Raw genomic sequence first — 26,271 nt, forward strand, 5'->3', positions numbered from 1 at the left:
AGTTTCTACCTCAATTTCAGGGTGGCAAGGCCAATCAGCACGAGAATCACGGTGATGATCCAGAAACGGACAATCACGCGTGGCTCGGGCCAGCCCTTGAGTTCAAAGTGGTGGTGAATCGGTGCCATGCGGAACACACGGCGACCGGTCAGCTTAAAGGAAGCAACCTGAATGACGACTGACAGGGTTTCCATCACGAACACGCCGCCCATGATGAACAAGACGATTTCCTGGCGAACGATTACCGCGATGGTGCCCAGGGCCGCGCCCAACGCCAATGCGCCGACGTCACCCATGAAGACTTGTGCCGGGTAGGTGTTGAACCACAGGAAGCCCAGGCCAGCGCCGATCAGCGCGCCGCAGAATACGATCAGCTCACCCGCGCCCGGTACATAAGGGATCAGCAGGTATTCGGCGAATTTCACGTTACCCGACAGGTAGCAGAAGATCCCCAGGCCGCCGCCGACCATCACGGTCGGCATGATCGCCAGGCCGTCGAGGCCGTCGGTCAGGTTGACCGCGTTGCTCGAACCCACGATCACGAAATAGGTCAGGACGATGAAGCCTGCGCCCAGCGGGATGCTGTAGTCCTTGAGCATCGGCAGGATCAGCGTGGTTTCAACCGGGGTGGCGGCAGTCATATAAAGGAAGATCGCCGCGCCCAGGCCGAACACCGACTGCCAGAAATACTTCCAGCGGCTCGGCAAGCCACGGGAATTTTTTTCGATCACTTTGCGGTAGTCGTCGACCCAACCGATGGCACCGAACAACAGGGTCACCAACAGGACAACCCAGACATAACGGTTGGTCAGGTCGGCCCACAACAGGGTGCTGACACCAATCGACGATAGAATCAGCGCGCCACCCATGGTTGGGGTGCCGGATTTGGACAAGTGCGATTGCGGGCCGTCGTTGCGAACGGACTGGCCGATCTGACGGTTCTGCAGGGTGCGGATCATCCACGGGCCATAGCACAGCGACAAGACCAGCGCGGTCAGCACACCGAGAATCCCGCGCAGGGTCAGGTACTGGAAGACCGCGAAGCCTTTGTAGAACTGTTGCAGATACTCCGCTAGCAGCAGCAGCATTAATGTTTCTCCGGACTGGACCCGCACAAAGCGGCAACGATGTTTTCCATCGCAGCGCTGCGCGAGCCCTTGATCAAAATGGTGGTATTTGTGTCTTGCTCGGCGCCCAGCGCCTTGATCAGTTCAGCCTGTGTGCTGAAGTGAAAGGCTTGGGGTCCGAAGGCGTTGACGGCGTGAACCATCATCGGTCCGACGGCGTACAGCGCAGAAACCTTGCCACGGGCGTACTCGCCCACGTCGCGGTGCCCCTGCTTTGCCCAATCGCCCAACTCGCCGATATCCCCGAGCACCAGAACGGTGCGACCGGAAAAGCCGGCCAGTATATCAACGGCAGCGCACATGGAGGTGGGGTTCGCGTTATAAGTGTCATCGATCACGCGCATGCCATTGCTGGCCAGTTGCGCGACGGTACGACCCTTGACCGGTTGCACCGCACCGAGGCCGGTGGCGATGCCGAACAGCGACACACCCAGGGCGTGGGCGGCAGCCGCAGCGGCCATGGCATTGGCAACGTTATGGGTGCCGAGCAGGTTCAGTTGAACGCGCTCCTCACCTTCAGGACTGTGCAGGTTGAACGCCGGGCAACCACGCGCATCGGTCGCCAGGTCACTGGCGTAGAAATCGGCACTGACATTGCTCAGGGCGAAGGTCAGCACCTTGCGCTCGCCAGCGCGGGTCTTCCAGATGCCGAACGCCTTGTCGTCGAGATTGAGTACGGCGACGCCATTGGCATCGAGCCCATCAATGATCTCGCCCTTGGCTTCGACGATTTTTTCCGGCCCGCCGAACTCGCCGACATGGGCGGTTCCGGCATTGTTGAGGATGGCCACATGGGGCTTGGTCAGGCCCACGGTATAAGCAATTTCACCCAGGCGCGAAGCACCGAGCTCGATCACGGCGGCGCTGTGTTCCGGTGCAAGTTCGAGCAGGGTCAACGGAGCGCCGAGGTCGTTGTTCAGGTTGCCGCGGGTTGCCAGCACCGGACCGCGGGTGCGCAGGATGCTCGCGAGCATTTCCTTGACCGTGGTCTTGCCACTGGAACCGGTGATGGCGGCGACTGGCTGGGTGAATGCCGCGCGATTGAGCGCGCCCAGTTGACCCAATGCCTGGCGGGTATCGCTCACCAGCAATTGCGGCAGCGTGCTGTCGGCGACTTCACGCTCGACCAAGGCTGCCACGGCACCTTTGGCTGCGACTTCATTGAGATAGTCATGGCCATCGAAGCGCGGACCGGCCAAGGCGATGAACAGCTGGCCAGGCTTGATTGCACGACTGTCAATGCTGACACCGTCGAAGCTCGCATCAGCGGCGATCAACCGCCCATTCAGCGCGCCGGTCAGTTCGCTCAGTTTCAAGGCTTTAAGCATGGGCCACCTCCCACGCGGTCAAGGCGTGATCGGCCTCGACCAGATCGGAAAAGGCATGGCGCTCGCCATTGATTTCCTGATAGTCCTCATGACCTTTACCGGCCAGGACAATCACGTCATCGGCCGACGCACCCGCGATCAACTGCGCAATCGCCTGGCCACGGCCGGCAACGAAGGTCACTTTATCCACAGCGGTGAAGCCTGCACGGATGTCGTCGAAGATCACCGAAGGATCTTCAGTACGCGGGTTGTCGTCGGTAACCAACACACCATCGGCCAAACGCTCGACCACTTCGGCCATCAGCGGACGCTTGCCGCGATCGCGATCGCCGCCACAGCCGAACAGGCACAGCAGCCGACCTTTGACGTGAGGGCGCAAGGCCGTCAGGACTTTTTCCAGTGCGTCCGGGGTGTGGGCGTAATCGACCACCACCAACGGCTGGGTACCACCGCCAAGGCGTTGCATACGGCCGGCCGGGCCTTCAAGTTTCGGCAGCACCTTGAGGATTTCGTCCAGGGCGTAATCCAGACCGAGCAAGGCGCCAATCGCGGCCAACACGTTGCTCAAGTTGAAACGACCCAGCAATGTACTGCGCAGGTGGTGTTCGCCCTGAGGCGTGACCAGCGTGGCACGCACGCCTTCGTCGTCGAACTGCGCCTGGCGGCAATAAAGATAAGCGCTGCTGTCGAGCAGGCTGTAGGTGATCAGCCGCGATTCGCGTTTGTCGGCGGCCAATTGCCGGCCGAAGTCATCGTCGAGGTTGATTACCCGGCATTTCAGATCGTTCCAGGCAAACAGCCTGGCCTTGGCTTCGCCATAGGCCTGCATGGTGCCGTGGTAATCCAGGTGGTCGCGGGACAGGTTGGTCATTACGGCCACATCGAATGCCAGCGCGGTGACACGGCCCTGGTCCAGACCGTGGGACGAGACCTCCATGGCAACCGCCTTGGCCCCGGCTTTTTTCAGGTCGCCCAGGGTCGCTTGCACTGCAATCGGGTTGGGCGTGGTGTGCAGGCCGCTTTCCAGCGCGCCATGAAAACCACAGCCAAGGGTGCCGACAATGCCGCAGTGCTGGCCCAGCAGGTCCAGCGCCTGGGCCACCAGTTGGGTCACGCTGGTCTTGCCATTGGTGCCGGTCACGCCCACCAGTTTCAGGTGATGGCTCGGCTCGCCATAAAAGCGCCCGGCGATGTCCGACAACTGCGCCGCCAGCCCCTTGACCGGAATCAGCGGCACGTCAGTGATTGGCAGCACCGTGGCGCCTTCCACTTCATAAGCTACGGCCGACGCGCCGCGCGCAAGCGCATCGGCAATGTGCGCACGGCCATCGAACTTGCCGCCCGGCACCGCGAGGAACAAGTCGCCGGCGCGTACGTTGCGGCTGTCGAGCGCCAATTCACGGATCAACAGATCGTGGCCGGCGTGGGGGAAAATCTTGTTCAGGCTCAGAGACATCAGCCGCGCCCTCCATTGGCTTTCAGTGGAACGACCGGCGCTGCGTTCGCTTGTTGGGTAGGTGGCAGGTTGTCCGGGGTGATGTTCATCAAACGCAGGGTGCCGGACATCACGCGGCTGAACACCGGCGCAGAGACCAGGCCACCGAAGTAACCAGCCTTGGTCGGCTCGTCGATCACCACCACGATGGCGTAGCGTGGATCGCTCATCGGGCCGAAACCGGCGAACAGCGAGCGGTAGGAGTTCTCGGCGTAGCCTTTGGTACCGACCGACGTTTTACGCGCGGTACCCGACTTGCCGCCCACGTGATAGGCCGGCACCTGTGCACGGAATACACCGCGCGGCGCTTCAATCACTTGCTGCAGCATGCCTTGCATGGTCTTCGCGACGGCTTCCGGGAGCACCTGGGTAGTCTGCGGCGCCTTGTCGGTCTTGATCAGTGTCAGTGGCGCCAGGCGACCGTTGTTGGCCAACGCCGAGAACGCGTGAACCAACTGGATCGCCGTCACGGAAACACCGTAGCCGTAGGACAGCGTGGCGGTTTCAGCCTTGCGCCACTCGCGGTAGTTCGGCAGGTTGCCGACACGCTCGCCCGGGAAGCCGAGGCCGGTATCCTGGCCCAGACCGACTTTCTGAGCGAGACGGAAAATCGTCTCGCCACCGATATCGAACGCGATCTTGCTCATGCCGACGTTACTGGAATTGATCAGGATGCCAGCCAGGTCGAGCACCGGCCCTTCGGACTTGGATACGTCCTTGATGGTGTACTTGCCGATCTGCAAGGAGCCCGGATACACCTCGACGGTATCGCTCGGTTTCCAGCGCCCGGTTTCGATCGCGGCGCTCATGGAGATCGCCTTCATGGTCGAACCCGGTTCGAACACGTCGATCATCGCGCGGTTACGCATCATCGCCGGTTGCAGGTTGCGGCGGTTGTTCGGGTTGTAGGTCGGCTGGTTGACCATGGCGAGGATTTCGCCGGTCTTCACGTCCATGATCACCAGGCTGCCGGCCTTGGCGCCGTTCTCGATGATCGCGTTGCGCAACTCGCGGTTGGCCAGGTACTGCAGGCGCAGGTCAATGGACAACGCCAAGGGCTTTCCGGCCTTGGCGTTTTTGGTAACCTGGACATCCTTGATCAACCGGCCGCGCCGGTCCTTGATCACCTGCCGTTTGCCGGGGACCCCGGCCAGCCATTCATCGTAGGCCAGCTCGACACCTTCGCGTCCGTGGTCATCAATGTCGGTAAAGCCGACCATATGGGCCGTGACCTCACCAGCCGGGTAGAAACGGCGGAACTCTTCGATCCCATAGACACCCGGCACTTTCAGGTCGAGTACGGCCTGGCCTTGCTCAGGCGTCAGCCCGCGCACCAGATAAATGAACTCCTTGTTGGCCTGTGCCTCTAGGCGCTCGGCCAGGGCCTTGGGGTCTTGCCCCAGCGCGGCAGCCAGTGCCGGCCATTTTTCCTTGGCCAGCTGCATTTCCTTGGCATTGGCCCACAGGGTGGTGACCGGCGTACTCACGGCCAAAGGTTCGCCATTTCGGTCGGTGATCAGGCCACGGTGAGCCGGGATCGGAATATGCCGAACGCTGCGCGCATCGCCCTGGCCTTTGAGAAAGGCACGGTCGACCACTTGCAGGTCAATGATGCGCCAGGCGATCGCCGCCACCATGACGCCGAGCAGACCCAGCACCAGGCGGAAGCGCCATGGAAAAAGAGCACCTTCGAGTTTCATCATGGCGCCACCATCTGCACTTCGGCGGCACCGGGAATGCGCATTTTCAGTTGTTCAGTGGCCAACACTTCGATACGGCTATGGGCGGTCCAGGTGCTTTGTTCGAGAATCAAGCGCCCCCATTCGGCCTGCGCCTTATCGCGCACGCTCAACTCGCTGTACAACGCGTTCAGCAACTGACGGTTCCAGTGTGCGCTGTAGGACACGCCTATGGCCGAAACGAGCACGCCAACGAACAACAGCAGCATGAAAAAGCTTCCGCCGGGCAGTGGCTTGGCGAAAAGCTTGCTCACCGCAGCTTCTCCGCCACACGCATGACAGCACTGCGCGAACGTGGGTTGGCCTTCAGCTCGGCATCGGAGGCCGTCTGCGCTTTGCCATGGATCTTGATTTTCGGTTCGAAGGCGACGTGCCGAACCGGCAGGTTGCGTGGCAGGTTGTCGGCTTCGCCTTTAACCAGCTTGCGCATGAACAGCTTGACGATGCGATCTTCCAGCGAATGGAAGCTGATGACCACCAGGCGACCGCCCACTTCCAGGCTCTCCAGCGCCGCTTCAAGGCCGGCTTCCAGATCGCCCAGTTCGTTGTTGACGTGAATGCGCAGGCCCTGGAATGCACGGGTTGCCGGGTTCTTGCCCTTTTCCCAGGCAGGATTCGCCACTTTCAGGACTTCAGCCAGATCGGCAGTGCGCTCGAACGGCTTGATATCGCGACGTTCGGCGACGGCACGGGCCATGCGCCCGGAAAACCGCTCTTCGCCGTATTCCTTGAACACTCGGGCGATTTCTTCCACGGGCGCGGTGTTGACGAATTCGGCCGCGCTGATCCCGCGGGACGGGTCCATGCGCATGTCCAGCGGACCATCGTTGAGAAAACTGAAACCGCGCTCCGGGTCATCCAGCTGTGGCGAAGAGACGCCTAGGTCGAGCAATACACCGCTGACCTTGCCGTTCATGCCGCGCGCGGCGACTTCCGCACCCAGCTCGGCAAAGCTGCGCTGCACAACGACAAAGCGGCCGTCTTCGGCCGCTAGCGTCTGCCCGGTGGCAATCGCTTGAGGGTCTTTGTCGAACCCTAGCAACCGACCATCGGGACCGAGCCGGCTGAGGATCAACCGGCTGTGTCCGCCGCGTCCGAACGTGCCGTCCAGATAGCAGCCATCAGGACGTACGGCGAGAGCCTCGACGGCTTCGTCAAGCAGTACGGTGATGTGGTTAAAGCCGCTATCTATAGTCACAGGATCAATTCACGCAGTTCGTCAGGCATCGCGCCCGGTTCTTGAATAGCAGCCAGGTCAGCGGCAGCAACCGCATCCCAGGCATCCTCGTCCCACAATTGGAACTTGTTCAGTTGGCCTACCAGCATCGCGCGCTTATCCAACTTGGCATATTCACGAAGACGCGGCGGAACCAGAAAACGACCACTGCCATCGAGCTCGAGGTCGACGGCATTACCAATCAGTAAACGTTGCAGACGACGGTTCGCTTCATGAAGCGAAGGCAGTGCGCGCAGTTTGGTTTCAATAATTTCCCACTCATCGAGGGGGTAAACACACAAACACGGATCAACGGCATCAATTGTGACAATTAACTGCCCGGAACTTCGCGAAACCAGCTCGTCACGGTACCGGCTCGGCATGGCGAGACGGCCCTTTGCATCGAGACTGATAGCGTTGGCTCCGCGAAACACGTCAGCGTTTCTCCAAATTCTAGCGTTTCTAGCTCAAAAAACCCACTTCATGCCACTTTCCGCCACTTGCGCACACTATAGGAATGCGCCCACCGCACCGTCAAGGCGCGCTTTAAAGGAAAACCCTTACAGAACTGAGATTTAGGAGCATATAGAGGGGAGCAAGCAGGATCAGGCAGATGAAAACGCCCAATAACTTGAATCAGCACAAGGGGCTGCGCTCGGAAGTTAAAGTGATTTATTAAGAGTAAGATTTTTTTGGTATTACGAAAGTGATAATGCGGACGTTTGGGAAAGGAGGGTAATTGCCATCATCAGGCCCCTGCTCAATGAGTTAAGCAGAGGGGAGAAAAAAGGTGGAGAGTCGATCTGTAAGCCGGGTTCTGTCTTGAACAGTCATTCGTCTACGATGGCCATCACTGGACACCTTTAGCAACCTACCCGGTCCCAGCGCGGGCCACGCCTTGGGACCCTATTTGGTCTTGCTCCAAGTGGGGTTTACCTAGCCACGAACTGTTGCCAGACGTGCGGTGCGCTCTTACCGCACCTTTTCACCCTTACCGGCGCCGAAGCGCTTAGGCGGTTATTTTCTGTGGCACTTTCCGTAGGCTCACGCCTCCCAGGCATTACCTGGCACTTCGCCCTATGGAGCCCGGACTTTCCTCCCCCCCCTAATTTTCATAGAGGGCAGCGACTGTCCGATCGACTCTCCGCCGCGAAGGTTAACGGCAGAGCGACCGAAGAACAAGTGATAAACGCCTCCGGCCACGCCAGCGCGTCGGTTTTACTCGCCTTTCTGTTTATCCAGCGCGACCTGATAGAGAACATTCTTGCGCTCGCCGGTAATTTGCGCGGCCAACGCCGCTGCACGCTTGAGCGGCATCTCTTCAAGCAACAGATCGAGGATCCGCATCGCCTCACTGCTGACAGCGCCTTCTTCCTCGGGAGCCGTCCACCCCGCCACCAGCACCACGCACTCACCCCGCTGCTGATTACTGTCCGACTCGACGAACTCGCGTAATTGGGCGAGCGGCAAGCCCTTGAGCATTTCGAACGTCTTGGTCAACTCCCGCGCCAGCAAAGCCGGGCGTTCGGCACCGAACACCTGTTCCATGTCCTGCAGGCATTCGAGGATACGGTGCGGCGCCTCATAGAAAATCAGCGTGCGCGATTCCTCCTTGATGAGCTCCAGGCGCGCACGACGCCCCACTGCCTTGGCCGGCAGGAAGCCTTCGAAGATGAAGCGGTCCGACGGCAAACCCGCCGCCGACAGCGCCGCAATCAACGCACAAGCCCCCGGCACCGGCACCACGTTGATACCCGCCGCACGCGCCTGACGAACCAGGTGATAGCCAGGATCGGAAATCAGCGGCGTGCCGGCATCGGAAATCAATGCGACATCGTCACCCGCGAGCAAGCGGGTAATAAAGCGGCTACCTTCATCACGCTCGTTATGCTCATGACAGGCAGCCAGGGGCGTGGGAATGCCGAAATGCTGCATCAGGCGCTGGGAGTGACGGGTGTCCTCGGCGGCAATCAAGGCGACCTCACGCAGAATCTTCAGCGCCCGGGCACTGATATCGTCCAGGTTGCCGATGGGCGTCGCCACCACATAGAGCGAGCCAGCAGCGGAATTCAAAGCACCTGGAGCAGTCAAAGCGCACACCTCATGATCGGTAAAACGGCCATTGTAACGCGTAGCGACGCTCGCGATACGGGCAAGCGACACCCGCTTTTGCGGCCTTTTGTGGCGCACAGCAACATTTACACCCGCTAAATTGGTCGATTCGCACGACCAACATCGCGCCCCGGCCAGTGCTTGGGTACAATTCCACGCTAATTTGATCGAGTATCAGGAACACTACATGATCGCTTGCCTGCGGCTGTTCTCTGCCCTATGCCTCGCTGCCTTGCTGGCGGCTTGCGCCAGCTCGCCCTCCTCCAGCCTTGGCGAACTTCCACGGACCCCGGATGCCAGCATCGAGCAACTGCTCGAAAAGGCCACCCAAAGCAAATCGCCGGAAGACGCGGCGCTGCTGCGCCTGAGCGCAGCCGACCTGGCCTATCGCCAGGGCAATGCCGGCCAGTCCGCGCAGATCCTGCAACAGGTCCCAGTGGAAACACTCAAGCCGGGCCAGCAGATCTTCGCCAACACCCTGGCGGCCGAACTGGCCATGACGCGCAACCAACCGAAAGCCGCGCTAACCGCCTTGAGCCATCCAAGCCTGCAGCGCCTCGGTGAAATGCCGGAAGAGCAACAGGTGCGCACCGGCACCGTTCGCGCCCGCGCCCTTGAAGCCGATGGCCAAACCCTCGCCGCCGCACGGGAACGCATCTTCATCGCCCCACTGCTCAGCGGTGAAGCCGCCAGCAAGAACCACGAGGCGATCTGGGTCTTGATCGCTTCGCTGCCGACCGACCAATTGCAGCCAACCACCACCGACGATCTTGGCGGCTGGATGGCCCTGGCGCTGGCAGTGAAATCTGCCGGCACCCTGGAGCAGCAGCAGGCGGCGATCGACAACTGGCGCGCCCAGAATCCGAAACACCCGGCCGCCAAACAGCTTCCACTGCCGCTGACCAACCTCAAGGACCTGGCCAGCCAGCCCCTGAGCAAGATCGCCCTGCTCCTGCCGCAGGACGGCCCGCTGGCATCGGTTGGCAAAGCATTGCGCGAAGGCTTCATGGCCGCCCACTACCAGGCACAACAAGCCGGGCAGAAACCGCCAGCCATCGAGTTCTATGACAGCTCGCGCCTGACCTCGCTCGACGAGTTCTATCGCAAGGCCCAGGCCGATGGCGTGCAACTGGTGGTAGGCCCGCTGGAAAAACCACTGGTCAAACAGCTCAGCGCCCGACCACAACTGCCTATCACCACGTTGGCGCTGAACTACAGCGAAGGCGCACAAGGACCCGCCCAGCTGTTCCAGTTCGGCCTGGCCGCTGAAGACGAAGCCCGCGAAGTATCGCGCCGCGCTCGCGCCGATGGCTTGCATCGCGCCGCCATCATGGTCCCCAAGGGCGAGTGGGGCGACCGCGTACTCAAGGCGTTCAGCCAGGACTGGCAAGCCAATGGTGGCAGCATCGTCGCCACCGAGCGTGTCGACCAGCCGGTACAACTGGCCCAGCAGATTGCCGACATGTTCCAGCTGCGCCAGAGTGAAGGTCGCGCCAAGAGCTTGCAATCCACTGTTGGCTCGCAGGTAGCCGCCCAGCCGTCGCGTCGCCAGGACATCGAGTTCATTTTCCTCGCCGCAACGCCCCAACAGGCGCAGCAGATCAAGCCGACCTTGAACTTCCAGTACGCGGGTGACGTTCCGGTCTACGCCACGTCCCACGTCTTCAGCGCCAGCGGTGACGTCAACCAGTACAACGACATGAATGGCGTGCGCTTTTGCGAAACCCCATGGCTGCTGGACGCCAATGACCCTCTGCGTCGCCAGGTCACCGCGCAATGGCCGCAAGCGGCCGGCAGCCTGGGTCGCCTGTACGCCATGGGCGTGGACGCCTATCGCCTGGCGCCACGCCTGGGCCAGCTCAAGGCCCTGCCGGACAGCCGCATCGAAGGTCAATCGGGCAGCCTGAGCATGACCCAGAACCAGCGAGTGGTGCGTGAGTTGCCATGGGCGGAGTTCGTCAATGGTCAGGTGCAACGCTTGCCGAACACCCCGCGCTGATGCCTGAAAGGTCTCGCCAGCAATGCGGTAAAGATGCCGAGCGCCATGCGCTCGAGCATCTTCAGCAACACGGCCTGCAGCTACTGGCGCAGAACTGGTTGTGTAAACGCGGCGAGCTTGATCTGGTCATGCTGGAGGGCGATACAGTAGTATTCGTTGAAGTTCGCTACAGAAAGAACACTCAATGGGGTGGCGCGCTCGATAGCATCGATGAGCGCAAACGGCAAAAACTGATTTTTGCCGCGCAGTATTTTCTCCAGCGAGAGTCGCGCTGGGCAAACTCCCCTTGCCGCTTCGACGTGGTTGCGATCGACAGCAACCTCGATCAGTTGAACTGGTTGCAAAATGCCTTCGACAGCTGATTGCCTACGCCCCGAACCGGACACTACCACTCAACACTTTTGCTCTTTGCTTTGCGGGCTGCACATTCACGTGCCGGACAGCCGCGCTCATTAAGGTCACACAGATGGACATGCAATCCCGAATTCGCCAGCTTTTTCAGGCCAGTATCGACACCAAGCAACAGGCGATGGAAGTACTTGCACCGCACATCGAGCAAGCCAGCCAGGTGATGGTCAACGCCTTGCTCAACGAGGGGAAGATGCTTTCCTGCGGCAATGGTGGTTCCGCTGGCGACGCCCAACACTTTTCGTCCGAGCTGCTCAACCGCTTCGAGCGCGAACGCCCGAGCCTGCCAGCCATTGCGCTGACGACGGACAGCTCGACGATCACCTCGATCGCCAACGACTACAGCTACAACGAAATTTTCTCCAAACAGATCCGTGCTCTTGGCCAGCCGGGCGATGTGCTGCTGGCAATTTCCACCAGCGGCAACTCGGCAAACATAATTCAAGCGATCCAGGCCGCACATGATCGCGAAATGATTGTCGTAGCATTGACCGGTCGCGATGGCGGCGGCATGGCGTCGCTGCTTTTGCCTGAGGACGTAGAGATTCGCGTACCGGCCAACGTTACCGCACGTATCCAGGAAGTCCACCTGCTGGCGATCCACTGCCTTTGCGACTTGATCGACAGCCAACTGTTCGGGAGTGAAGAATGACCCCTAATCGCCTCGGCCTACTGGCCCTGACCCTGTGCCTCGGCATCAGCGGCTGCACCTCGGTGGTTAATGCCAGCCGTGAAGCGCCGATTGAAGATGATCGCGGCACCCGCACTTTCGGCAGCAAGATCGACGACTCATTGATCGACACCAAGGTCGGCGTCAACATCGCCAAGGCCGATCCGGCCCTGGACAACGATTCGCACATTGTCGTCACCAGCTTCAACGGCGTCGTGCTGCTCGCCGGGCAAACCCCGCGTGCCGACCTCAAGGCCAAGGCCGAACAGGCCGCTGCCGCCGTCCAGCGGGTGAAGACGGTCCACAACGAACTGCAGGTCCTGCCACCCTCTGGCTTCCTTGCCCGCCAGAACGACACCTGGCTGACCTCCAAGATCAAGACCCAGATGCTCACCGATCCGAACATCCCCGGCTCGCGCATCAAGGTGGTCACCGAGAACGGCATCGTTTACCTGCTGGGCTTGCTGACCAAGCAGGAAGCCGCCCAGGCGACGAACCTGGTGCAAGGGGTTTCCGGTGTGCAGAAGATTGTGAAGCTGTTTGAGTACATCGACTGACCCCACTCCTGTAGGAACTGCCGCAGGCTGCGATCTTTTGATCTTAAAAGACAAAATCAAAAGATCGCAGCCTCGTTTCACTCGACAGCTTCTACGCTTGAAGGTGGTGAAGTAATAAAAAAGGCGATCCTTTCGGATCGCCTTTTTTATTACTTCACCACCTTCAAACTTGGCCGCCCGCTGGGTCGCGGTGGCTCGCTGTCCGGAGGCGGAATATCATCATCCGGCTCGATCTCTTCCTCGTCCTCCATGGGCGACTCCAGATCGAACACCATGCCCTGGCCATTCTCCCGGGCGTAGATGCCCAGGATCGATGCGATAGGCACGTACAGGGTATGCGGCACCCCACCAAAGCGGCCTTCGAAGCTCACCGCCTCGTTGTCCATGTGCAAATGACGCACGGCCTGTGGCGATACGTTCAGGACGATCTGGCCATCACTGGCAAAGCCTTGCGGCACCTGCACCGAGGGATACTCGGAATTAACCAGCATGTGCGGGGTACAATCGTTATCAACAATCCACTCGTAGAGCGCGCGGACCAGATAAGGTCGACTGGAGTTCATATCGGCTCCTTAAGCCTTAGCGCATGTCGCGTTCGACACCAGACAGACTCGCCTGGAAAGCCTCACGCGCAAACTGGCGCTCCATATAATCAAGCAGCGGCTTGGCTGGCCGCGGCAGTTCTATACCCAGAATCGGCAATCGCCAGAGTATTGGCAATAGGCAGCAATCCACCAGGCTTTGTTCCTCACTGAGGAAAAATGGCTTGTCGGCAAACAGCGGCGAAACGCCTGTCAGGCTCTCGCGCAACTCTTTACGCGCCACTGCACGCGCCGCTTCCTTGGTCCGCGAATCCAGGATCAGATCCACCAGACCACACCAGTCACGCTGAATACGATGAATCAGCAAACGACTGTTGGCGCGCGCCACCGGATAGACCGGCAACAGCGGCGGATGTGGGTAACGCTCATCCAGATATTCCATCACCACCGTAGATTCCCACAGCGCCAGGTCACGATCGACCAGCGTCGGCAAGCTGCCGTAAGGGTTCACTTCGATCAGTTTAGGCGGCTGGCGACCAGCCTCCACATAAATGATCTCGGCGCTGACACCTTTCTCTGCCAGTACGATTCGCACTCGGTGGGAATAGTGGTCGGCGGGGTCGGAGTAACAGGCCAACCGATTGGTCACGCCCATGGCGATCCTCCTCGCTTGTTGAAATGATCGGAAGCGGAAAAACGAGCGCGCCCAGAGGGCGCCTCCCGTAACGCAGTACCTGGCTCACCAGGCTCGTTACCCTTTCAGAGGCGCCCTTGGGCGCGCGCGATTAACAGCAATTGCTTGAAGCTTTATCAGTGCACATCTTTCCAGTATTCGCGCTTGAGCAAGTAAGCGAATACGAAGAAGAACGCCAGGTACAGCAATACGTACGTACCGATGCGCTGATGTTGCAGCTTAACCGGGTTAGCCGAGTAAGCCAGGAAGGTTACCAGATTCTTGACCTTCTCATCGAACTGCTCTTCGGTCAGGGCACCACTCTTCGGCACAATGGTCAGCTGATCGCACGCTTCATGAGTCAGCGCCGTACCGGTCAGCGGATCATATTGCTTCTTGCCGTCCTCGACGATCTGAACCTGTTTGCAACCGACAACCTGGCGCCCCTGCAGGCCGACCAGCACGTTAGGCATGCCCACGTTCGGGAAGACCTTGTTGTTCACACCCCACGGGCGCGACGGATCTTCATAGAACGACTTCAGGTAGTTGTAGAGCCAGTCGGTACCACGCACACGAGCGACCAGGGTCAGGTCAGGCGGTGCCGCACCGAACCAGGCCTTGGCGTCAGCTGGCTGCATGCCGATGTTCATGTGATCGCCGATCTTGGCGCCGGTGAACACCAGCTTGTCGAGCATCAGCTCATGGGGGATGCCGAGGTCATCGGCAACACGCTCATAACGCTGGAACTTGGCGCTGTGGCAGCCCATGCAATAGTTGGCGAACGTACGTGCGCCATCCTGCATGGCAGCCTTGTCGGAAACGTCGATATCGACCTTTTCCAGCTCCGGGCCACTCGATGTCGATGCGAAAGACAGTACAGGCATCGCCGCAAGAATCAGTACAGCAAATAGTTTTTTCATCAGCCAGTCACCCTTTCCGGAACCGGTTTGGTCTTCTCGAGCCTGGTATAGAACGGCATCAGGATGAAGTAGGCGAAGTACAGGAAGGTACATACCTGCGACAGCAACGTACGGCCCGGAGTCGGCGCCAGGACACCCAGCACACCCAGGATCACGAACGAAATGCAGAACACCCAGAGCCAGATCTTGCTCAGCCAGCCCTTGTAGCGCATCGACTTGACCGGACTACGGTCCAGCCACGGCAGGACGAACAGCACGGCGATGGCCGCACCCATGGCGATCACACCCAGGAGCTTGTCCGGAACCGCACGCAAGATCGCGTAGAACGGCGTGAAGTACCAGACCGGAGCGATGTGCTCTGGGGTCTTGAAGGCGTTCGCCACTTCAAAGTTCGGCTTCTCGAGGAAATAGCCGCCCATTTCCGGGAAGAAGAACACGATCGAACAGAAGATGAACAGGAACACCACCACGCCGACGATATCTTTCACGGTGTAGTACGGGTGGAAGGCAATGCCGTCCAGCGGTACGCCGTTTTCGTCTTTGTATTTCTTGATGTCCACGCCATCCGGGTTGTTCGAACCGACTTCGTGCAACGCCAGGACGTGCAGCACTACCAGGCCGAGAATAACGATGGGCAGCGCCACCACATGCAAGGCGAAGAAGCGGTTCAGGGTGATGCCGGAAATCAGGTAGTCACCACGAATCCACTGGGTCAGGTCGTTGCCGATGACCGGGATCGCACCGAACAGCGAGATGATCACCTGGGCACCCCAGTAGGACATCTGGCCCCACGGCAGCAGGTAACCCATGAAGGCTTCAGCCATCAGCGCCAGGTAGATCAGCATGCCGAAGACCCACACCAGCTCACGCGGCTTCTGGTACGAGCCGTAGAGCAAACCACGGAACATGTGCAGATAGACCACGATGAAGAACGCCGAGGCGCCGGTGGAGTGCAGCAGACGCAGGATCGAGCCGTACTCGACGTCGCGCATGATGTACTCGACGGAAGCAAAGGCCTCTTCCGCCGACGGGGTGTAGCTCATGGTCAGCCAGACACCGGTCACGATCTGGTTGACCAGAACGAGCAGTGCCAGGGAGCCAAAGAAATAGAAGAAGTTGAAGTTCTTCGGGGCGTAGTACTTGCTGAGATGGTCTTCCCACATTTTGGTCGCGGGAAAGCGCGCATCAACCCAATCCATGAACTTGCTCATCACGCTTTCTCCGTATCGACGCCAACGACAATGATGTCATCGGTCTCATAGGAATGCGGGGGAACTGGCAGGTTCAAAGGCGCAGGTTGCGACTTGTAGACGCGGCCAGCCAGGTCGTAGTGGGAGCCGTGGCAAGGACAGAAATAGCCACCTACCCAGTCCTTGCCCAAGTCCGCGGGAGCGACTTCGGGACGGAAGGTCGGCGAGCAGCCCAGGTGCGTGCAGATGCCGATCAGCAGCAAAACTTCAGGCTTGATCGACCGCGTTTCGGGGTCGACATAGGTCGGTTGTGTCGAGTTCTTGGAGGTCGGGTCAGAAAGCTGGCCCTCGATCTTTTTCAGATTCCCCAGGATTTCCTCGGTACGGCGGACGATGAACACCGGCTGGCCGCGCCACTCAGCAATCATCTGCTGGCCTGGCTCGATCTTGCTGACATTCACCTTCACCGGTGCACCTGCGGCTTTCGCCTTGGCACTGGGAAACCATGACCCCACGAACGGGACCGCAGCCCCCACCGCTCCTGCAGCACCCACCACGGATGTGGCTGCTACCAAGAAGCGACGCCGGCCTGCATTCACGCCGTCATTGCTCATTCAGTCCTCTCCCATCAGCTTTGTGGCCTGTTAAATCAGGCATCTACTAAGTAAAACTCTGTACTTATAAAAATTTTGCCGAATGGTAATGAAAAGCCCCAATTCTGACAAGGTAATTACCCTGGGGCACCACTGCCAAGCCTTGTAGTATAGGGCCTCTGCTGATGTGGCAAGTTGTCACAGCGCAATTCTTCAAGAAAATTACACGCACAAAAAAACGCCCAGCTCCGTGAGGAAACTGGGCGTTCTTTTTTGAACGTGGAAGCGAATTAACGCTTCGAGTACTGCGGACGCTTACGCGCTTTACGCAGACCAACTTTCTTACGTTCAACTTCACGTGCATCGCGGGTTACGAAGCCGGCTTTACGCAGGGCGCTGCGCAGAGTCTCGTCGTAGTCCATCAGAGCGCGGGTGATGCCGTGGCGGATTGCGCCAGCTTGACCACTCACACCACCGCCGATCACGGTGACGTAGATGTCGAACTTCTCGACAGTCTCAGTCAATTCCAGCGGCTGACGAACTACCATGCGGGCAGTTTCGCGGCCGAAGAAATTATCCAGCGAACGATTGTTGATGGAGATGTTACCAGTACCCGGACGCAGGAAAACGCGTGCGGTTGCGGTCTTGCGACGGCCAGTGCCGTAATTTTGAGTCGCCGACATAATGAACTATTCCGTTAAATCTTCAGTTCTTGGGGCTGCTGAGCAGTATGAGGGTGTGCAGCGCCCGCATAGACTTTCAGCTTACGGTACATGTCGCGACCCAGCGGGTTCTTAGGCAGCATGCCTTTGACCGCGGTCTCGATCACGCGCTCAGGGGCCTTGGCGATCAGCTTTTCAAAGTTGATCGACTTGATGCCGCCCGGGAAACCGGAGTGGGAGTAGTACATTTTGTCAGTGGTTTTAGCGCCGGTAACACGGATCTGCTCGGCGTTGATTACGACGATGTAGTCGCCGGTGTCAACGTGAGGAGTGTACTCAGGCTTGTGCTTGCCACGCAGACGGCTCGCGATTTCGGTGGCCAGACGACCCAGGGTCTGACCAGCAGCGTCGACGACAAACCAGTCGCGCTTTACTGTTTCCGGTTTAGCAGTAAAAGTTTTCATTCTTTATAGCCTCAGGGGCCGCCCTGTAAATTAGACGGCGGATCTTACTGAATAGTGCGTACTTTGACAAGTCAAAGGCAGCCGGATACAGACGCTTTCGGGGGCTCGGGTCGGCGCGTCCGTTCAACGGCAAGATTCTTCGGCGGCGGCGCATCACTTCCACTGCAGAAAGAGGTGCGCAATTATGCAGATTGCGAAAAATAATTCAACCTGCTTTTATGATTGTTTTGCCCAAGGAGCTACCCGATGGAGTATCGCCAGCTAGGCCGAACCAACCTGAACGTGAGCGCAATCTGCCTCGGAACCATGACCTGGGGCGAGCAAAACAGCGAGGCAGACGCCTTCGCCCAGATCGAGCGAGCCAAGGACGCCGGGATCAACTTCATCGATACCGCTGAAATGTACCCGGTGCCGCCCAAGGCCGAAACCTATGCCAGCACCGAACGCTACATCGGCAATTACTTCAAGAGCCGTGGCGATCGCAGCGACTGGATCCTCGCCAGCAAGATCGCCGGCCCCGGCAATACCATCGACTACATCCGCGACAAGAACCTGCGCCACAATCGCCAGCACATCACCGAAGCCGTGGACGCCAGCCTCCAGCGCCTGCAAACCGATTATATCGACCTGTACCAGTTGCACTGGCCGGAGCGCAGCACCAATTTCTTCGGCCAATTGGGCTACAAGCACAAGACCGAAGCCAACCTGACACCCCTTGAAGACACCCTCGAAGCGCTGGACGAACAGGTCAGGGCCGGCAAGATCCGCCATATCGGCCTGTCCAACGAAACGCCGTGGGGCACCATGCGCTTCCTGGCCCTGGCCGAAGCCCGTGGCTGGCCGCGCGCGGTGTCGATCCAGAACCCGTATAACCTGCTCAACCGCAGTTTCGAGGTCGGCCTGGCGGAAATCGCCATCCGCGAACAATGCGGCCTGCTCGCCTATTCGCCGCTGGCATTCGGTTTCCTGTCAGGCAAGTACGAAGGTGGGGCCCGCCCGCCAAAAGGTCGGCTGAGCCTCTACAGCCGCTTCAGTCGGTATTTCAACCCGCAGTCGGAAGCGGCCTGCAGCCGCTACGTTGCACTGGCCCGCGAGCACGGCCTGGACCCGGCGCAAATGGCCCTGGCATTCGTCACGCAACAGCCGTTCGTGACCAGCAACATCATTGGCGCCACGACACTGGAGCAACTGGACAGCAACATTGCCAGTTTTGATCTGAAGTTGTCGGATGAAGTGCTGGAAGGGATCGAGGCGATCCACAAGGATCATCCGAATCCCGCCCCTTGATTGATCAATAAATCGCCATCGCGGGCAAGCCCGCTCCCACAGTGAGCAGGGTGTTCACAAATGCTGTGTACAGCTCAAAACCTGTGGGAGCGGGCTTGCCCGCGATGGCGCCCTAGCAGTCGCCGCAAGATCAAAGCGACCGCGCAATAATCTCCTTCATGATTTCATTGGTCCCGGCATAGATCCGCTGCACCCGCGCATCCGCCCACGCCCGGGCGATCGGGTATTCCCACATGAACCCGTAACCGCCATGCAATTGCACGCACTCGTCGAGCACCTTGCACTGCAGGTCCGTGCCCCAATACTTCGCCATCGCCGCCGTCGGTACGTCGAGCTTGCCTTGCAGGTGCAACTCCAGGCAGCGGTCGACAAAGACCCGGCCGATCTGAATCTCGGTCGCCATCTCGGCGAGTTTGAAACGAGTGTTCTGGAAGTCGGCAATCGCCTGGCCGAAGGCTTTGCGCTCTCGGGTGTACTCCAGGGTCCATTGCAACGCCGCTTCAGCCGAAGCCAGCCCGCCGATGGCCACGGTGAGGCGCTCCTGCGGCAGTTCCTGCATCAGATAGGCGAACCCCATCCCGGCCTGGCCCAGCAGGTTTTCCCTGGGCACTCGCACGTCCTGGAAAAACAGCTCCGAGGTGTCCTGGGCCTTCATTCCGACCTTTTCCAGCCGCTTGCCCTTGTCGAAACCCGGCGTATTGGCTTCCACCAGAAACAGACTGGTGCCCTTCGCGCCCGCCTTGGGATCAGTCTTGGCCACGACGATCACCAGGTCGGCGAGGAAACCGTTGGTGATGAACGTCTTCGAGCCGTTGATTACATACTCGTCGCCGTCCAGCACGGCAGTGGTCTTCACGCCTTGCAAGTCGGAGCCCGCACCCGGCTCGGTCATCGCAATGGCACTGACCATCTCCCCGGAAACCAGTTTGGGCAGGTATTTGTGTTTCAACGTTTCACTGCCGTAATGCAGGATATAGGGCGCAACGATGTCCGAATGCAGGGAAAAACCGATACCGGTCAATCCGAGGCGCCCTATCTCTTCGATAACCACCGCGCTGTATAGAAAGTCCGCCCCCAACCCGCCGTACTGCTCCGGCAGATGCGAGCACAACATCCCCGCCTCCCCCGCCTTGTTCCAGAGTTGACGGTCGATATAGCCCTGTTTTTCCCATTGCCCATGGAACGGCACCGCTTCTTTCTCGAGGAACGTTCGCACACTGTCGCGAAAAAGTTCGTGCTCGGAGCTGAACAAGGTTCTCGGAATCATGCGGCACCTTATCTTTGTTTTTAAAGGAATGGACCTTCAGAGACTAAGCCTGGCGCCCGATACAGGACACTGGACACATCCGACAAAAAATAAGACGATCCAGCCGTCTGGTGACCACTTTCCCCTATAAGAATAAAGTTGAATTATGTCTAACCAAGCCTCCACGCCCTTGCGGCGCGTCAGCATCCTGGCCATTGACCGGGTTTTCGCCTCCACCCTCATGCAGGCCAAGGACTTCTTCCACCTCGCCAGCCTGCGTTACGGCAAACAACTGGGCCATGGCCTGACGCCAGCGTTCGAAACCCGACTGGTCAGCCCCGACGGCAAACCGGTCAACACCTTCAGCGACGTAGTGATCCCGGTGGACGGCGGCCTGGAAAATGCCGACATCATCGTCATTCCCGCGTTCTGGGACGATTTCGAAACCCTGAGCAAACGTCATCCCGAGGTCCTGTCCTGGCTGCGCCAGCAACATGCGCGCGGCGCTGTACTCTGTGGCGAGGCCACCGGCGTGTTCTGGCTCGCCGAAGCCGGCCTGCTCGATGGCAAGGAGGCGACCACCTACTGGCGCTTCTTCAATGCCTTTGCAGAACGCTTCCCGAAGGTGCAACTCAATCAGGACAAGCACCTCACCGACGCCGACAACCTGTATTGCGCGGGCGGCACTACCTCGGCATGCGACCTGTACGTCTACCTGATCGAGCGCTTCTGCGGCGCCAACGTCTCCCAGGCCGTAGCACGAGACATCCTCTATGAGGTGCAACGCAGCTACTCGCCGGGAAGAATCGGCTTCGGCGGGCAAAAGCTGCATCAGGACGTGATCATCCTGCAGATCCAGCACTGGCTCGAAGAACACTTCGCTGACAAATTCCGTTTCGAAGACGTCGCCCGCGAACATGGCATGAGCATCCGCAACTTCATGCGCCGCTTCCAGACCGCCACCGGCGACAAACCCCTGCATTACCTGCAACGCCTGCGCATCGAAACCGCCAAAGGCTTGCTGTCCGGCAGCCGCAAGAGCATCAAGACCATCAGTTACGAAGTTGGTTACGACGATGCGAGCTTCTTCGCACGACTGTTCCGCCAACACACGGAGTTGTCGCCGAACCAGTATCGGCAGCAGTTCCAGCAAGCGGCCTGAACCTCAAGGCATTCGCAAAACACTGAGCTGCCGCAGGCTGCGATCTTTTGATTTTTAAGATCAAAAGATCGCAGCCTGCGGCAGCTCCTACAGGGGATATTCAGCGCATAAAAAAAGGCCTGCAAATGCAGGCCCTTTTTATTTTTCGAATCGTCCTACGGCTTGTGCGCCCGGGCCAGGAATTCGTGGGACTGCATTTCGAGCAAGCGACTCAGGGTTCGCTGGAACTCAAAGTTCAGGCGACCACCGGTGTAGAGGTCCTTGAGTTCGACTTCGGCAGAAATGATCAGCTTGACGTTGCGATCGTAGAATTCGTCGACCATGTTGATGAACCGTCGGGCGATGTCGTCGGTCGTGACGCTCATCTGCTCGACACCGCTGAGCAACACGGCGTGGAAGATCTTGCCCAGTTCGATGTAGTCGTTCTGGCTGCGCGGGCCGTCGCAGAGTTCGCGGAAGTCGAACCACGCCACGTCGTCACAGGTGCGAAGGGCACGAATTTCGCGGTTCTCGATCATCAGCACGTCGTTTTCGATCGCTGCGGTGCATTCCGGCGTCAGCGCGCGGAAGCTCTTGCGCAGGCTTTCGTGGGAGGCTTCGTCGAGCGGGAAGTGGAACAGCTCCGCTTGTTCGAGGTGACGCAGGCGATAGTCGACGCCGCTGTCGACGTTGACGATCTCGGTGTTTTGCTTGATCAGCGCGATGGCCGGCAGGAAGCGCGCGCGTTGCAAGCCGTCCTTGTACAGGCCGTCCGGCACGATGTTCGACGTCGCGACCAGGGTGACACCGTTCTTGAACAGTTCTTCCATCAAGGTGCCGAGGATCATGGCGTCGGTGATGTCGGAGACGAAGAATTCATCGAAGCAGATCACCCGGGCTTCGGTGGCGAAGCGCTTGGCAATGATGGTCAGCGGGTTTTTCTCGCCGCCCAGGGTCTTCATCTCTTCGTGCACGCGCTTCATGAAGCGGTGGAAGTGAGTCCGGGACTTTTCCTTGAACGGCAGCGCTTCGAAGAAGGTGTCGACCAGGTAAGTCTTGCCGCGACCCACGCCGCCCCAGAAGTACAGGCCCTTGACCGGCGCCTGATCCTTCTTGCCAAACAGTTTGCCCAGCAGGCCCGGCTTGTTCTGCTCGGCTGCGACCAGATCGTCGTACAGGCGCTGCAGATGACGCACGGCAGTTTCCTGCGCGGCATCATGGAAGAATTCCGGGCGTTTCAGATCAGCTTGATATCGTTCTAGGGGCGTCATAATTCGTTAGCAAGGCAACAAAAACGGGCCGTCACTGTAGCGATGGCCCGTGGGAATGGCAATCAGCCCTTGGTCGGGCCGAGCCGTTGATTATTCCTGGACTGGCGTCAGGGCGATCCGCAAAGCCTCGATCGCCGCATCACGCGCGCCGCTGTCAGCGAACGCCGGGCTGTCACCCACGCACTGATCTTCAAGCCAGACGCTGAAGCCCAGGGCTTCGCTGCGCACGTCCAATGGCTGGCCCGACTGCAGCTGCTTGGTCACCTGCCCGGCGGTTTTACCGTCGGCGAAGTTGCGCGACAGCAACAGTTGCTCGCCATCGGCCGCCAGCAAACGGAAGCGGAAACTGCCGTCATCTTCACGGAAGCTGACAAAACGCGCAGCCTTCGCGGCTTTCTTCTTGGTGGTCGTTGCCACTTGAGCCTGGGCAACGAACGAACGCAGGCCTACCGCTTCGCGCAATTCGTTGAGGAAAGGAGTCGCGACTGTCCGCGCCTTTTTCGCCCCGTGCTGCAGGATGTCTTCAAGATCCGCCGGGCGCTCGATCAGTTGGTTGTAACGCTCGCGGGACTCGCCCAGCTCGCTGTCCAGCAGTTGGAACAGGCGGTTCTTCGCCTCGCCCCAACCCAGCCCCTGCAGCAGGTCGCTGCGGAATTCGTCAGCTTGCGCGGGGGTGGCGAACGCCTGGAACAAGGTGAACAGGTGCGAATTGTCCGGATCTTTTGCCTCACCCGGTGCACGGGAGTCGGTGACGATACGGGAAATCGCATCCTTCATTTCTTTGGCGCTGCTGAACAACGGAATGGTGTTGTCGTAGCTCTTGGACATCTTGCGGCCGTCCAGGCCCGGCAGCGTGGCCACGCTTTCCTCGATCAACGCCTCAGGCATGGTGAAGAACTCCTTGCCCTGGCCGAACAGGTGGTTGAAGCGCTGGCCGATGTCCCGGGCCATCTCCACGTGCTGGATCTGGTCGCGACCGACCGGCACCTTGTGCGCGTTGAACATCAGGATGTCCGCGGCCATCAGCACCGGGTAGCTGTACAGGCCCATGGTGATGCCGGCGTCCGGGTCTTCACCGGTCTCGATGTTCTTGTCCACCGAGGCCTTGTAGGCATGGGCGCGATTGAGCAGGCCCTTGGCGGCGACGCAGGTCAGCAGCCAGGTCAGCTCGGGGATTTCCGGAATGTCGGACTGACGGTAGAAGGTCACGCGGTCCACATCCAGGCCACCGGCCAGCCAGGTCGCGGCGATCTCCAGGCGCGAGCGCTGGATGCGCAGCGGGTCATCGCACTTGATCAGGGCGTGGTAGTCGGCCAGGAAATAGAACGAATCGGCATTGCTGTCACGGCTGGCAAGGATCGCCGGGCGGATGGCGCCTGCGTAGTTGCCCAGGTGCGGCGTGCCGGTGGTGGTGATGCCGGTGAGGATACGGGTACGAGTCGTCATGGGTAATCGCTTGTCAGACTGCAATCAATTCGAGAGACGCGGCAGGATCAGATCCTTGAGATCGGTCAGCTTGCCATGAAAAAAGTGTCCGCATTCTGCCACTTTCAGCAGCTCATGGGGACGTTCGAGCTTGTCGGACCATTGGTAAACCAGCTGCGGATCGATCACTTCGTCGGTTTCCGGCTGGATCAACGTCAATTCGCCCTGCTGCGGCAGTTGATCTTCAGCGCCCAGACGCATGACCGCCGGTGCGACCATGAAAAGATGCTTGAGCTTCTCGCCCTTGGCCTCGAGGCGCCCGCCGAGACTTGCTGCAACAAAGCCGCCGAAGGAAAAACCGAACAGGGTCAGCGGCAATTCCGGGTGTCGGGCCCGAAACCATTCGGCGACGGCCTGGGCATCGTCGACTTCGCCGGTGCCCATGTCGTGGGTGCCTTCGCTGGCACCGACGCCCCGATAGTTGAAGCGCAGGGTGATCAGTCCGGCGTCGCGCGCAGTGCGCTGCAACGTCGAGACCACTTTGTTGAGCATGGTGCCACCTTGCACCGGGTTCGGATGACAGATGAGCGCCAGGCCACGCGACTGCTCGTTGTCCAGGTACAGTGCTTCCAGTTGGCCGACAGGGCCATCAATCACTACAGGTGTTTCGCGCATAAGCAAGGAAGGAACTCCGTGACCTCGAATCGGGTCGACTCGTCTAGCAAATTGTCTGTGGCTGTCTATTGCGAGTGAATCGCGGTATACAGCGCAGGTTCGAGCCGTTAACGTAAAGCAAAGCCGTTTATAGAGGAAGGACTCGTGGAACACTCGCTCTTAGTTTGGTTGTTACCGACTCTTGCCCTGGTTGTGGGTGTCGCCATTGGGTTTCTGATCGCTCGCCTTGCGCCGAATGCCGCGCCTAGCAGCACGCAACGTCAGCTGGACGATATTCAGGAACGTTTCGACAATTATCAGAACGAAGTGGTGACCCACTTCAACAGCACAGCGACACTGGTCAAGAAACTGACTCAAAGCTATCAGGAAGTGCAGGATCATCTCGCCGAGGGTGCCAACCGCCTGGCCCTGGACGAACAGACTCGTCAACGCCTGCTGGCTTCCCTGCACGCCGATGCAACGCAGGCTCCACGGGAACGCCTGACGCCGCCGCGCAATCAGGAACCACCGCGCGACTACGCACCGAAAGCCCCGAACGCGCCGGGCATGCTCGATGAGCATTACGGCCTGAAGAAGTAATCAGGCTTCAGGTGTGAAAAAGCCCTCGGACATGTGAATGTTCGAGGGCTTTTTGTTTCTGAATGCCTCTTTGCCTGTGCCGGCCCCTTCGCGAGCAGGCTCGCTCCCACAGGAATATGCGCTTCAAATGTGGGAGCGAGCCTGCTCGCGATGGGGCCCGTTGTGGCAACACAAAAAAACCGCCCGGTCTGTTTAAGATCGGGCGGTTTTTATGCCTGGGGTTCAGTCAGGCGACGTTGCCTTATTGCTGAGCACCGTACTGCTGGCCTGGAATCGCCTTCAGGTTGACCTCTACCCGGCGATTCTGCGCCCGACCATTGGCATCGGCGTTGCTGGCGACCGGGTTATCCGGGCCGGCGCCGCGGGCGCTCAGGTTGGCGCCGCTCACGCCTTGCGAGGTCAGGTAGGTCGCCACGCTCTGGGCACGACGCTGGGACAGGTCCATGTTGTGCTGGCGGCTGCCGGTGCTGTCGGTGTAACCGACGATTTCGATCTGGTTCTGGTTGAACTCTTTCAGCGAGCCGGCCAGGTTGTTCAGCGGCTGGTAGAAGCTCGAAGCGATGTTCGCCGAATCGGTGGCGAACGTGATATTGCCCGGCATGATCAGCTTGATCTGATCACCCTCACGCTGCACTTCGACACCGGTGTTGGCCATGCTGGCACGCAGTTTTTTCTCCTGCTGGTCGGCGTAGTAGCCGTAACCCGCGGCGGAAGCACCCACTACAGCAGCACCAATGAGCGCGCCCTTGCCACGGTTGTCGTGGTTGATGGCAGCACCGGCCACTGCACCTGCCAGAGCCCCAAGGCCACCGTACTTGGCGGTTTTGCTCATGCCCGTGGAGCCGCTATCGGCCTGGCCCTGGTTGTCGTAGGGGTTGGGCGATGCGCAACCGGCCAACAAAGCCACGGCAGTAGCGACAATAATCAAACGAGGCGTGGTGAACATGTAGAG

The 26,271-nt window shown here is 59.5% G+C and carries 27 protein-coding genes and 1 other RNA gene; 7 read left to right on the top strand and 21 right to left on the bottom strand.

Features of this window, described 5'->3' with window-relative positions; genetic code table 11:
- Nucleotides 1-5: 5 nt before the first annotated feature.
- From mraY to rsmI, 9 genes are all read right to left on the bottom strand, one after another.
- A complete protein-coding gene (gene mraY, locus HGP31_RS26085; RefSeq protein WP_008016698.1) occupies nt 6-1,088 on the bottom strand; it encodes a phospho-N-acetylmuramoyl-pentapeptide-transferase in 1,083 nt (360 codons plus the stop codon).
- The gene (locus HGP31_RS26090; protein WP_168758931.1) at nt 1,088-2,455 is read right to left on the bottom strand and encodes a UDP-N-acetylmuramoyl-tripeptide--D-alanyl-D-alanine ligase; all 1,368 of its coding nucleotides are present in this window, start codon (nt 2,453-2,455) and stop codon (nt 1,088-1,090) included. The genes mraY and HGP31_RS26090 overlap by 1 nt, the downstream gene beginning before the upstream one ends.
- Complete coding sequence (locus HGP31_RS26095) at nt 2,448-3,911, bottom strand: UDP-N-acetylmuramoyl-L-alanyl-D-glutamate--2,6-diaminopimelate ligase (RefSeq protein ID WP_168758932.1); 1,464 nt, start codon at nt 3,909-3,911, stop codon at nt 2,448-2,450. Before HGP31_RS26095 ends, HGP31_RS26090 begins: the two co-directional genes overlap by 8 nt.
- Nucleotides 3,911-5,650 (bottom strand): peptidoglycan D,D-transpeptidase FtsI family protein, encoded by a 1,740-nt coding sequence (locus HGP31_RS26100; RefSeq protein WP_173667183.1) that lies wholly within the window; start codon nt 5,648-5,650, stop codon nt 3,911-3,913. The genes HGP31_RS26095 and HGP31_RS26100 overlap by 1 nt, the downstream gene beginning before the upstream one ends.
- Nucleotides 5,650-5,943, bottom strand: coding sequence for a cell division protein FtsL (gene ftsL / locus HGP31_RS26105; RefSeq protein WP_020800843.1), 294 nt, complete (start codon nt 5,941-5,943; stop codon nt 5,650-5,652). Before ftsL ends, HGP31_RS26100 begins: the two co-directional genes overlap by 1 nt.
- Nucleotides 5,940-6,887 carry a 16S rRNA (cytosine(1402)-N(4))-methyltransferase RsmH gene (gene rsmH, locus HGP31_RS26110; RefSeq protein ID WP_008060265.1) on the bottom strand — a complete coding sequence of 316 codons (948 nt, stop codon included), beginning with the start codon at nt 6,885-6,887 and terminating at the stop codon, nt 5,940-5,942. The genes ftsL and rsmH overlap by 4 nt, the downstream gene beginning before the upstream one ends.
- The gene (gene mraZ / locus HGP31_RS26115; protein WP_033040298.1) at nt 6,884-7,339 is read right to left on the bottom strand and encodes a division/cell wall cluster transcriptional repressor MraZ; all 456 of its coding nucleotides are present in this window, start codon (nt 7,337-7,339) and stop codon (nt 6,884-6,886) included. The genes rsmH and mraZ overlap by 4 nt, the downstream gene beginning before the upstream one ends.
- A 356-nt stretch (nt 7,340-7,695) precedes the next feature.
- Nucleotides 7,696-8,049: RNase P RNA component class A (gene rnpB / locus HGP31_RS26120), an RNA gene on the bottom strand.
- A gap of 74 nt (nt 8,050-8,123) precedes the next feature.
- Nucleotides 8,124-8,996, bottom strand: coding sequence for a 16S rRNA (cytidine(1402)-2'-O)-methyltransferase (gene rsmI, locus HGP31_RS26125; protein ID WP_168758933.1), 873 nt, complete (start codon nt 8,994-8,996; stop codon nt 8,124-8,126).
- Nucleotides 8,997-9,204: 208 nt separating this feature from the next.
- On the opposite strand from rsmI, the gene HGP31_RS26130 reads away from it, so the two are divergent.
- The 4 genes from HGP31_RS26130 to HGP31_RS26145 all read left to right on the top strand — a co-directional run bounded on the left by HGP31_RS26130 (nt 9,205) and on the right by HGP31_RS26145 (nt 12,651).
- A complete protein-coding gene (locus HGP31_RS26130) occupies nt 9,205-11,016 on the top strand; it encodes a penicillin-binding protein activator (protein WP_020800839.1) in 1,812 nt (603 codons plus the stop codon).
- Nucleotides 11,016-11,378 (top strand): YraN family protein, encoded by a 363-nt coding sequence (locus HGP31_RS26135; RefSeq protein ID WP_020800838.1) that lies wholly within the window; start codon nt 11,016-11,018, stop codon nt 11,376-11,378. The genes HGP31_RS26130 and HGP31_RS26135 overlap by 1 nt, the downstream gene beginning before the upstream one ends.
- Nucleotides 11,379-11,482: 104 nt before the next feature.
- Entirely contained in the window at nt 11,483-12,076 is a 594-nt protein-coding gene (locus HGP31_RS26140) for a phosphoheptose isomerase (protein ID WP_007972584.1), read from the top strand.
- Nucleotides 12,073-12,651: a BON domain-containing protein gene (locus HGP31_RS26145; RefSeq protein WP_008147477.1), complete on the top strand. Its 579-nt coding sequence runs from the start codon at nt 12,073-12,075 to the stop codon at nt 12,649-12,651. The genes HGP31_RS26140 and HGP31_RS26145 overlap by 4 nt, the downstream gene beginning before the upstream one ends.
- A gap of 149 nt (nt 12,652-12,800) precedes the next feature.
- Here the strand turns inward: HGP31_RS26145 and HGP31_RS26150 are convergent, their stop codons facing one another.
- The 7 genes from HGP31_RS26150 to rplM all read right to left on the bottom strand — a co-directional run bounded on the left by HGP31_RS26150 (nt 12,801) and on the right by rplM (nt 17,695).
- Nucleotides 12,801-13,214, bottom strand: a complete 414-nt coding sequence (locus HGP31_RS26150) for a ClpXP protease specificity-enhancing factor (RefSeq protein ID WP_007943725.1) — start codon at nt 13,212-13,214, stop codon at nt 12,801-12,803.
- A gap of 16 nt (nt 13,215-13,230) precedes the next feature.
- On the bottom strand, nt 13,231-13,848 hold the full coding sequence (locus HGP31_RS26155) for a glutathione S-transferase N-terminal domain-containing protein (protein ID WP_007972581.1): 618 nt from the start codon (nt 13,846-13,848) through the stop codon (nt 13,231-13,233).
- 155 nt (nt 13,849-14,003) lie between these two features.
- On the bottom strand, nt 14,004-14,786 hold the full coding sequence (locus HGP31_RS26160) for a cytochrome c1 (protein WP_020800905.1): 783 nt from the start codon (nt 14,784-14,786) through the stop codon (nt 14,004-14,006).
- Entirely contained in the window at nt 14,786-15,997 is a 1,212-nt protein-coding gene (locus HGP31_RS26165; RefSeq protein WP_007943720.1) for a cytochrome b, read from the bottom strand. Before HGP31_RS26165 ends, HGP31_RS26160 begins: the two co-directional genes overlap by 1 nt.
- The gene (gene petA, locus HGP31_RS26170; protein ID WP_008060255.1) at nt 15,997-16,590 is read right to left on the bottom strand and encodes a ubiquinol-cytochrome c reductase iron-sulfur subunit; all 594 of its coding nucleotides are present in this window, start codon (nt 16,588-16,590) and stop codon (nt 15,997-15,999) included. Before petA ends, HGP31_RS26165 begins: the two co-directional genes overlap by 1 nt.
- Before the next feature lie 269 nt (nt 16,591-16,859).
- Nucleotides 16,860-17,252, bottom strand: coding sequence for a 30S ribosomal protein S9 (rpsI, locus tag HGP31_RS26175; RefSeq protein WP_003228056.1), 393 nt, complete (start codon nt 17,250-17,252; stop codon nt 16,860-16,862).
- 14 nt (nt 17,253-17,266) lie between these two features.
- Nucleotides 17,267-17,695 carry a 50S ribosomal protein L13 gene (gene rplM, locus HGP31_RS26180; protein WP_003228062.1) on the bottom strand — a complete coding sequence of 143 codons (429 nt, stop codon included), beginning with the start codon at nt 17,693-17,695 and terminating at the stop codon, nt 17,267-17,269.
- Between the two features lie 246 nt (nt 17,696-17,941).
- Here rplM and HGP31_RS26185 point away from each other — a divergent pair, with 246 nt between their 5' ends.
- A complete protein-coding gene (locus tag HGP31_RS26185; protein ID WP_033043288.1) occupies nt 17,942-18,982 on the top strand; it encodes an NADP(H)-dependent aldo-keto reductase in 1,041 nt (346 codons plus the stop codon).
- Nucleotides 18,983-19,112: 130 nt separating this feature from the next.
- Here HGP31_RS26185 and HGP31_RS26190 read toward each other — a convergent pair whose 3' ends face one another.
- Nucleotides 19,113-20,249 carry an acyl-CoA dehydrogenase family protein gene (locus tag HGP31_RS26190; protein WP_168758934.1) on the bottom strand — a complete coding sequence of 379 codons (1,137 nt, stop codon included), beginning with the start codon at nt 20,247-20,249 and terminating at the stop codon, nt 19,113-19,115.
- Nucleotides 20,250-20,469: 220 nt separating this feature from the next.
- Here HGP31_RS26190 and HGP31_RS26195 point away from each other — a divergent pair, with 220 nt between their 5' ends.
- Nucleotides 20,470-21,390, top strand: coding sequence for a GlxA family transcriptional regulator (locus tag HGP31_RS26195; RefSeq protein ID WP_177326158.1), 921 nt, complete (start codon nt 20,470-20,472; stop codon nt 21,388-21,390).
- 155 nt (nt 21,391-21,545) lie between these two features.
- On the opposite strand, the gene zapE is transcribed toward HGP31_RS26195, so the two are convergent.
- The 3 genes from zapE to HGP31_RS26210 form a co-directional block, all read right to left on the bottom strand.
- Nucleotides 21,546-22,640 (bottom strand): cell division protein ZapE, encoded by a 1,095-nt coding sequence (gene zapE / locus HGP31_RS26200; RefSeq protein ID WP_020799783.1) that lies wholly within the window; start codon nt 22,638-22,640, stop codon nt 21,546-21,548.
- A 90-nt stretch (nt 22,641-22,730) separates the two neighbouring features.
- Complete coding sequence (locus HGP31_RS26205) at nt 22,731-24,086, bottom strand: tryptophan--tRNA ligase (RefSeq protein WP_020799782.1); 1,356 nt, start codon at nt 24,084-24,086, stop codon at nt 22,731-22,733.
- A 24-nt stretch (nt 24,087-24,110) separates the two neighbouring features.
- The gene (locus tag HGP31_RS26210) at nt 24,111-24,740 is read right to left on the bottom strand and encodes an alpha/beta hydrolase (RefSeq protein ID WP_033045646.1); all 630 of its coding nucleotides are present in this window, start codon (nt 24,738-24,740) and stop codon (nt 24,111-24,113) included.
- A 144-nt stretch (nt 24,741-24,884) separates the two neighbouring features.
- Between HGP31_RS26210 and HGP31_RS26215 the strand changes: the two genes are divergently transcribed.
- Nucleotides 24,885-25,319 (top strand): Z-ring associated ZapG family protein, encoded by a 435-nt coding sequence (locus HGP31_RS26215; RefSeq protein WP_033045648.1) that lies wholly within the window; start codon nt 24,885-24,887, stop codon nt 25,317-25,319.
- A gap of 241 nt (nt 25,320-25,560) precedes the next feature.
- Here HGP31_RS26215 and HGP31_RS26220 read toward each other — a convergent pair whose 3' ends face one another.
- Nucleotides 25,561-26,265, bottom strand: a complete 705-nt coding sequence (locus HGP31_RS26220) for a YiaD family glycine zipper/OmpA-like lipoprotein (RefSeq protein WP_033045649.1) — start codon at nt 26,263-26,265, stop codon at nt 25,561-25,563.
- Nucleotides 26,266-26,271: the final 6 nt, after the last annotated feature.

It is taken from the genome of Pseudomonas umsongensis, assembly GCF_012647205.1.
Lineage (GTDB): Bacteria > Pseudomonadota > Gammaproteobacteria > Pseudomonadales > Pseudomonadaceae > Aquipseudomonas > Aquipseudomonas umsongensis.

Bases quoted from the DNA above. Each gene is read 5' to 3' on its own strand.
- mraY (WP_008016698.1), bottom strand. From the start codon at position 1,088: ATGCTGCTGCTGCTAGCGGAGTATCTGCAACAGTTCTACAAAGGCTTC.
- HGP31_RS26090 (WP_168758931.1), bottom strand. From the start codon at position 2,455: ATGCTTAAAGCCTTGAAACTGAGCGAACTGACCGGCGCGCTGAATGGG.
- HGP31_RS26095 (WP_168758932.1), bottom strand. From the start codon at position 3,911: ATGTCTCTGAGCCTGAACAAGATTTTCCCCCACGCCGGCCACGATCTG.
- HGP31_RS26100 (WP_173667183.1), bottom strand. From the start codon at position 5,650: ATGAAACTCGAAGGTGCTCTTTTTCCATGGCGCTTCCGCCTGGTGCTG.
- HGP31_RS26130 (WP_020800839.1), top strand. From the start codon at position 9,205: ATGATCGCTTGCCTGCGGCTGTTCTCTGCCCTATGCCTCGCTGCCTTG.
- HGP31_RS26135 (WP_020800838.1), top strand. From the start codon at position 11,016: ATGCCTGAAAGGTCTCGCCAGCAATGCGGTAAAGATGCCGAGCGCCAT.
- HGP31_RS26140 (WP_007972584.1), top strand. From the start codon at position 11,483: ATGGACATGCAATCCCGAATTCGCCAGCTTTTTCAGGCCAGTATCGAC.
- HGP31_RS26145 (WP_008147477.1), top strand. From the start codon at position 12,073: ATGACCCCTAATCGCCTCGGCCTACTGGCCCTGACCCTGTGCCTCGGC.
- HGP31_RS26150 (WP_007943725.1), bottom strand. From the start codon at position 13,214: ATGAACTCCAGTCGACCTTATCTGGTCCGCGCGCTCTACGAGTGGATT.
- HGP31_RS26155 (WP_007972581.1), bottom strand. From the start codon at position 13,848: ATGGGCGTGACCAATCGGTTGGCCTGTTACTCCGACCCCGCCGACCAC.
- HGP31_RS26160 (WP_020800905.1), bottom strand. From the start codon at position 14,786: ATGAAAAAACTATTTGCTGTACTGATTCTTGCGGCGATGCCTGTACTG.
- HGP31_RS26165 (WP_007943720.1), bottom strand. From the start codon at position 15,997: ATGAGCAAGTTCATGGATTGGGTTGATGCGCGCTTTCCCGCGACCAAA.
- petA (WP_008060255.1), bottom strand. From the start codon at position 16,590: ATGAGCAATGACGGCGTGAATGCAGGCCGGCGTCGCTTCTTGGTAGCA.
- rpsI (WP_003228056.1), bottom strand. From the start codon at position 17,252: ATGTCGGCGACTCAAAATTACGGCACTGGCCGTCGCAAGACCGCAACC.
- rplM (WP_003228062.1), bottom strand. From the start codon at position 17,695: ATGAAAACTTTTACTGCTAAACCGGAAACAGTAAAGCGCGACTGGTTT.
- HGP31_RS26185 (WP_033043288.1), top strand. From the start codon at position 17,942: ATGGAGTATCGCCAGCTAGGCCGAACCAACCTGAACGTGAGCGCAATC.
- HGP31_RS26190 (WP_168758934.1), bottom strand. From the start codon at position 20,249: ATGATTCCGAGAACCTTGTTCAGCTCCGAGCACGAACTTTTTCGCGAC.
- HGP31_RS26195 (WP_177326158.1), top strand. From the start codon at position 20,470: ATGCAGGCCAAGGACTTCTTCCACCTCGCCAGCCTGCGTTACGGCAAA.
- zapE (WP_020799783.1), bottom strand. From the start codon at position 22,640: ATGACGCCCCTAGAACGATATCAAGCTGATCTGAAACGCCCGGAATTC.
- HGP31_RS26205 (WP_020799782.1), bottom strand. From the start codon at position 24,086: ATGACGACTCGTACCCGTATCCTCACCGGCATCACCACCACCGGCACG.
- HGP31_RS26210 (WP_033045646.1), bottom strand. From the start codon at position 24,740: ATGCGCGAAACACCTGTAGTGATTGATGGCCCTGTCGGCCAACTGGAA.
- HGP31_RS26220 (WP_033045649.1), bottom strand. From the start codon at position 26,265: ATGTTCACCACGCCTCGTTTGATTATTGTCGCTACTGCCGTGGCTTTG.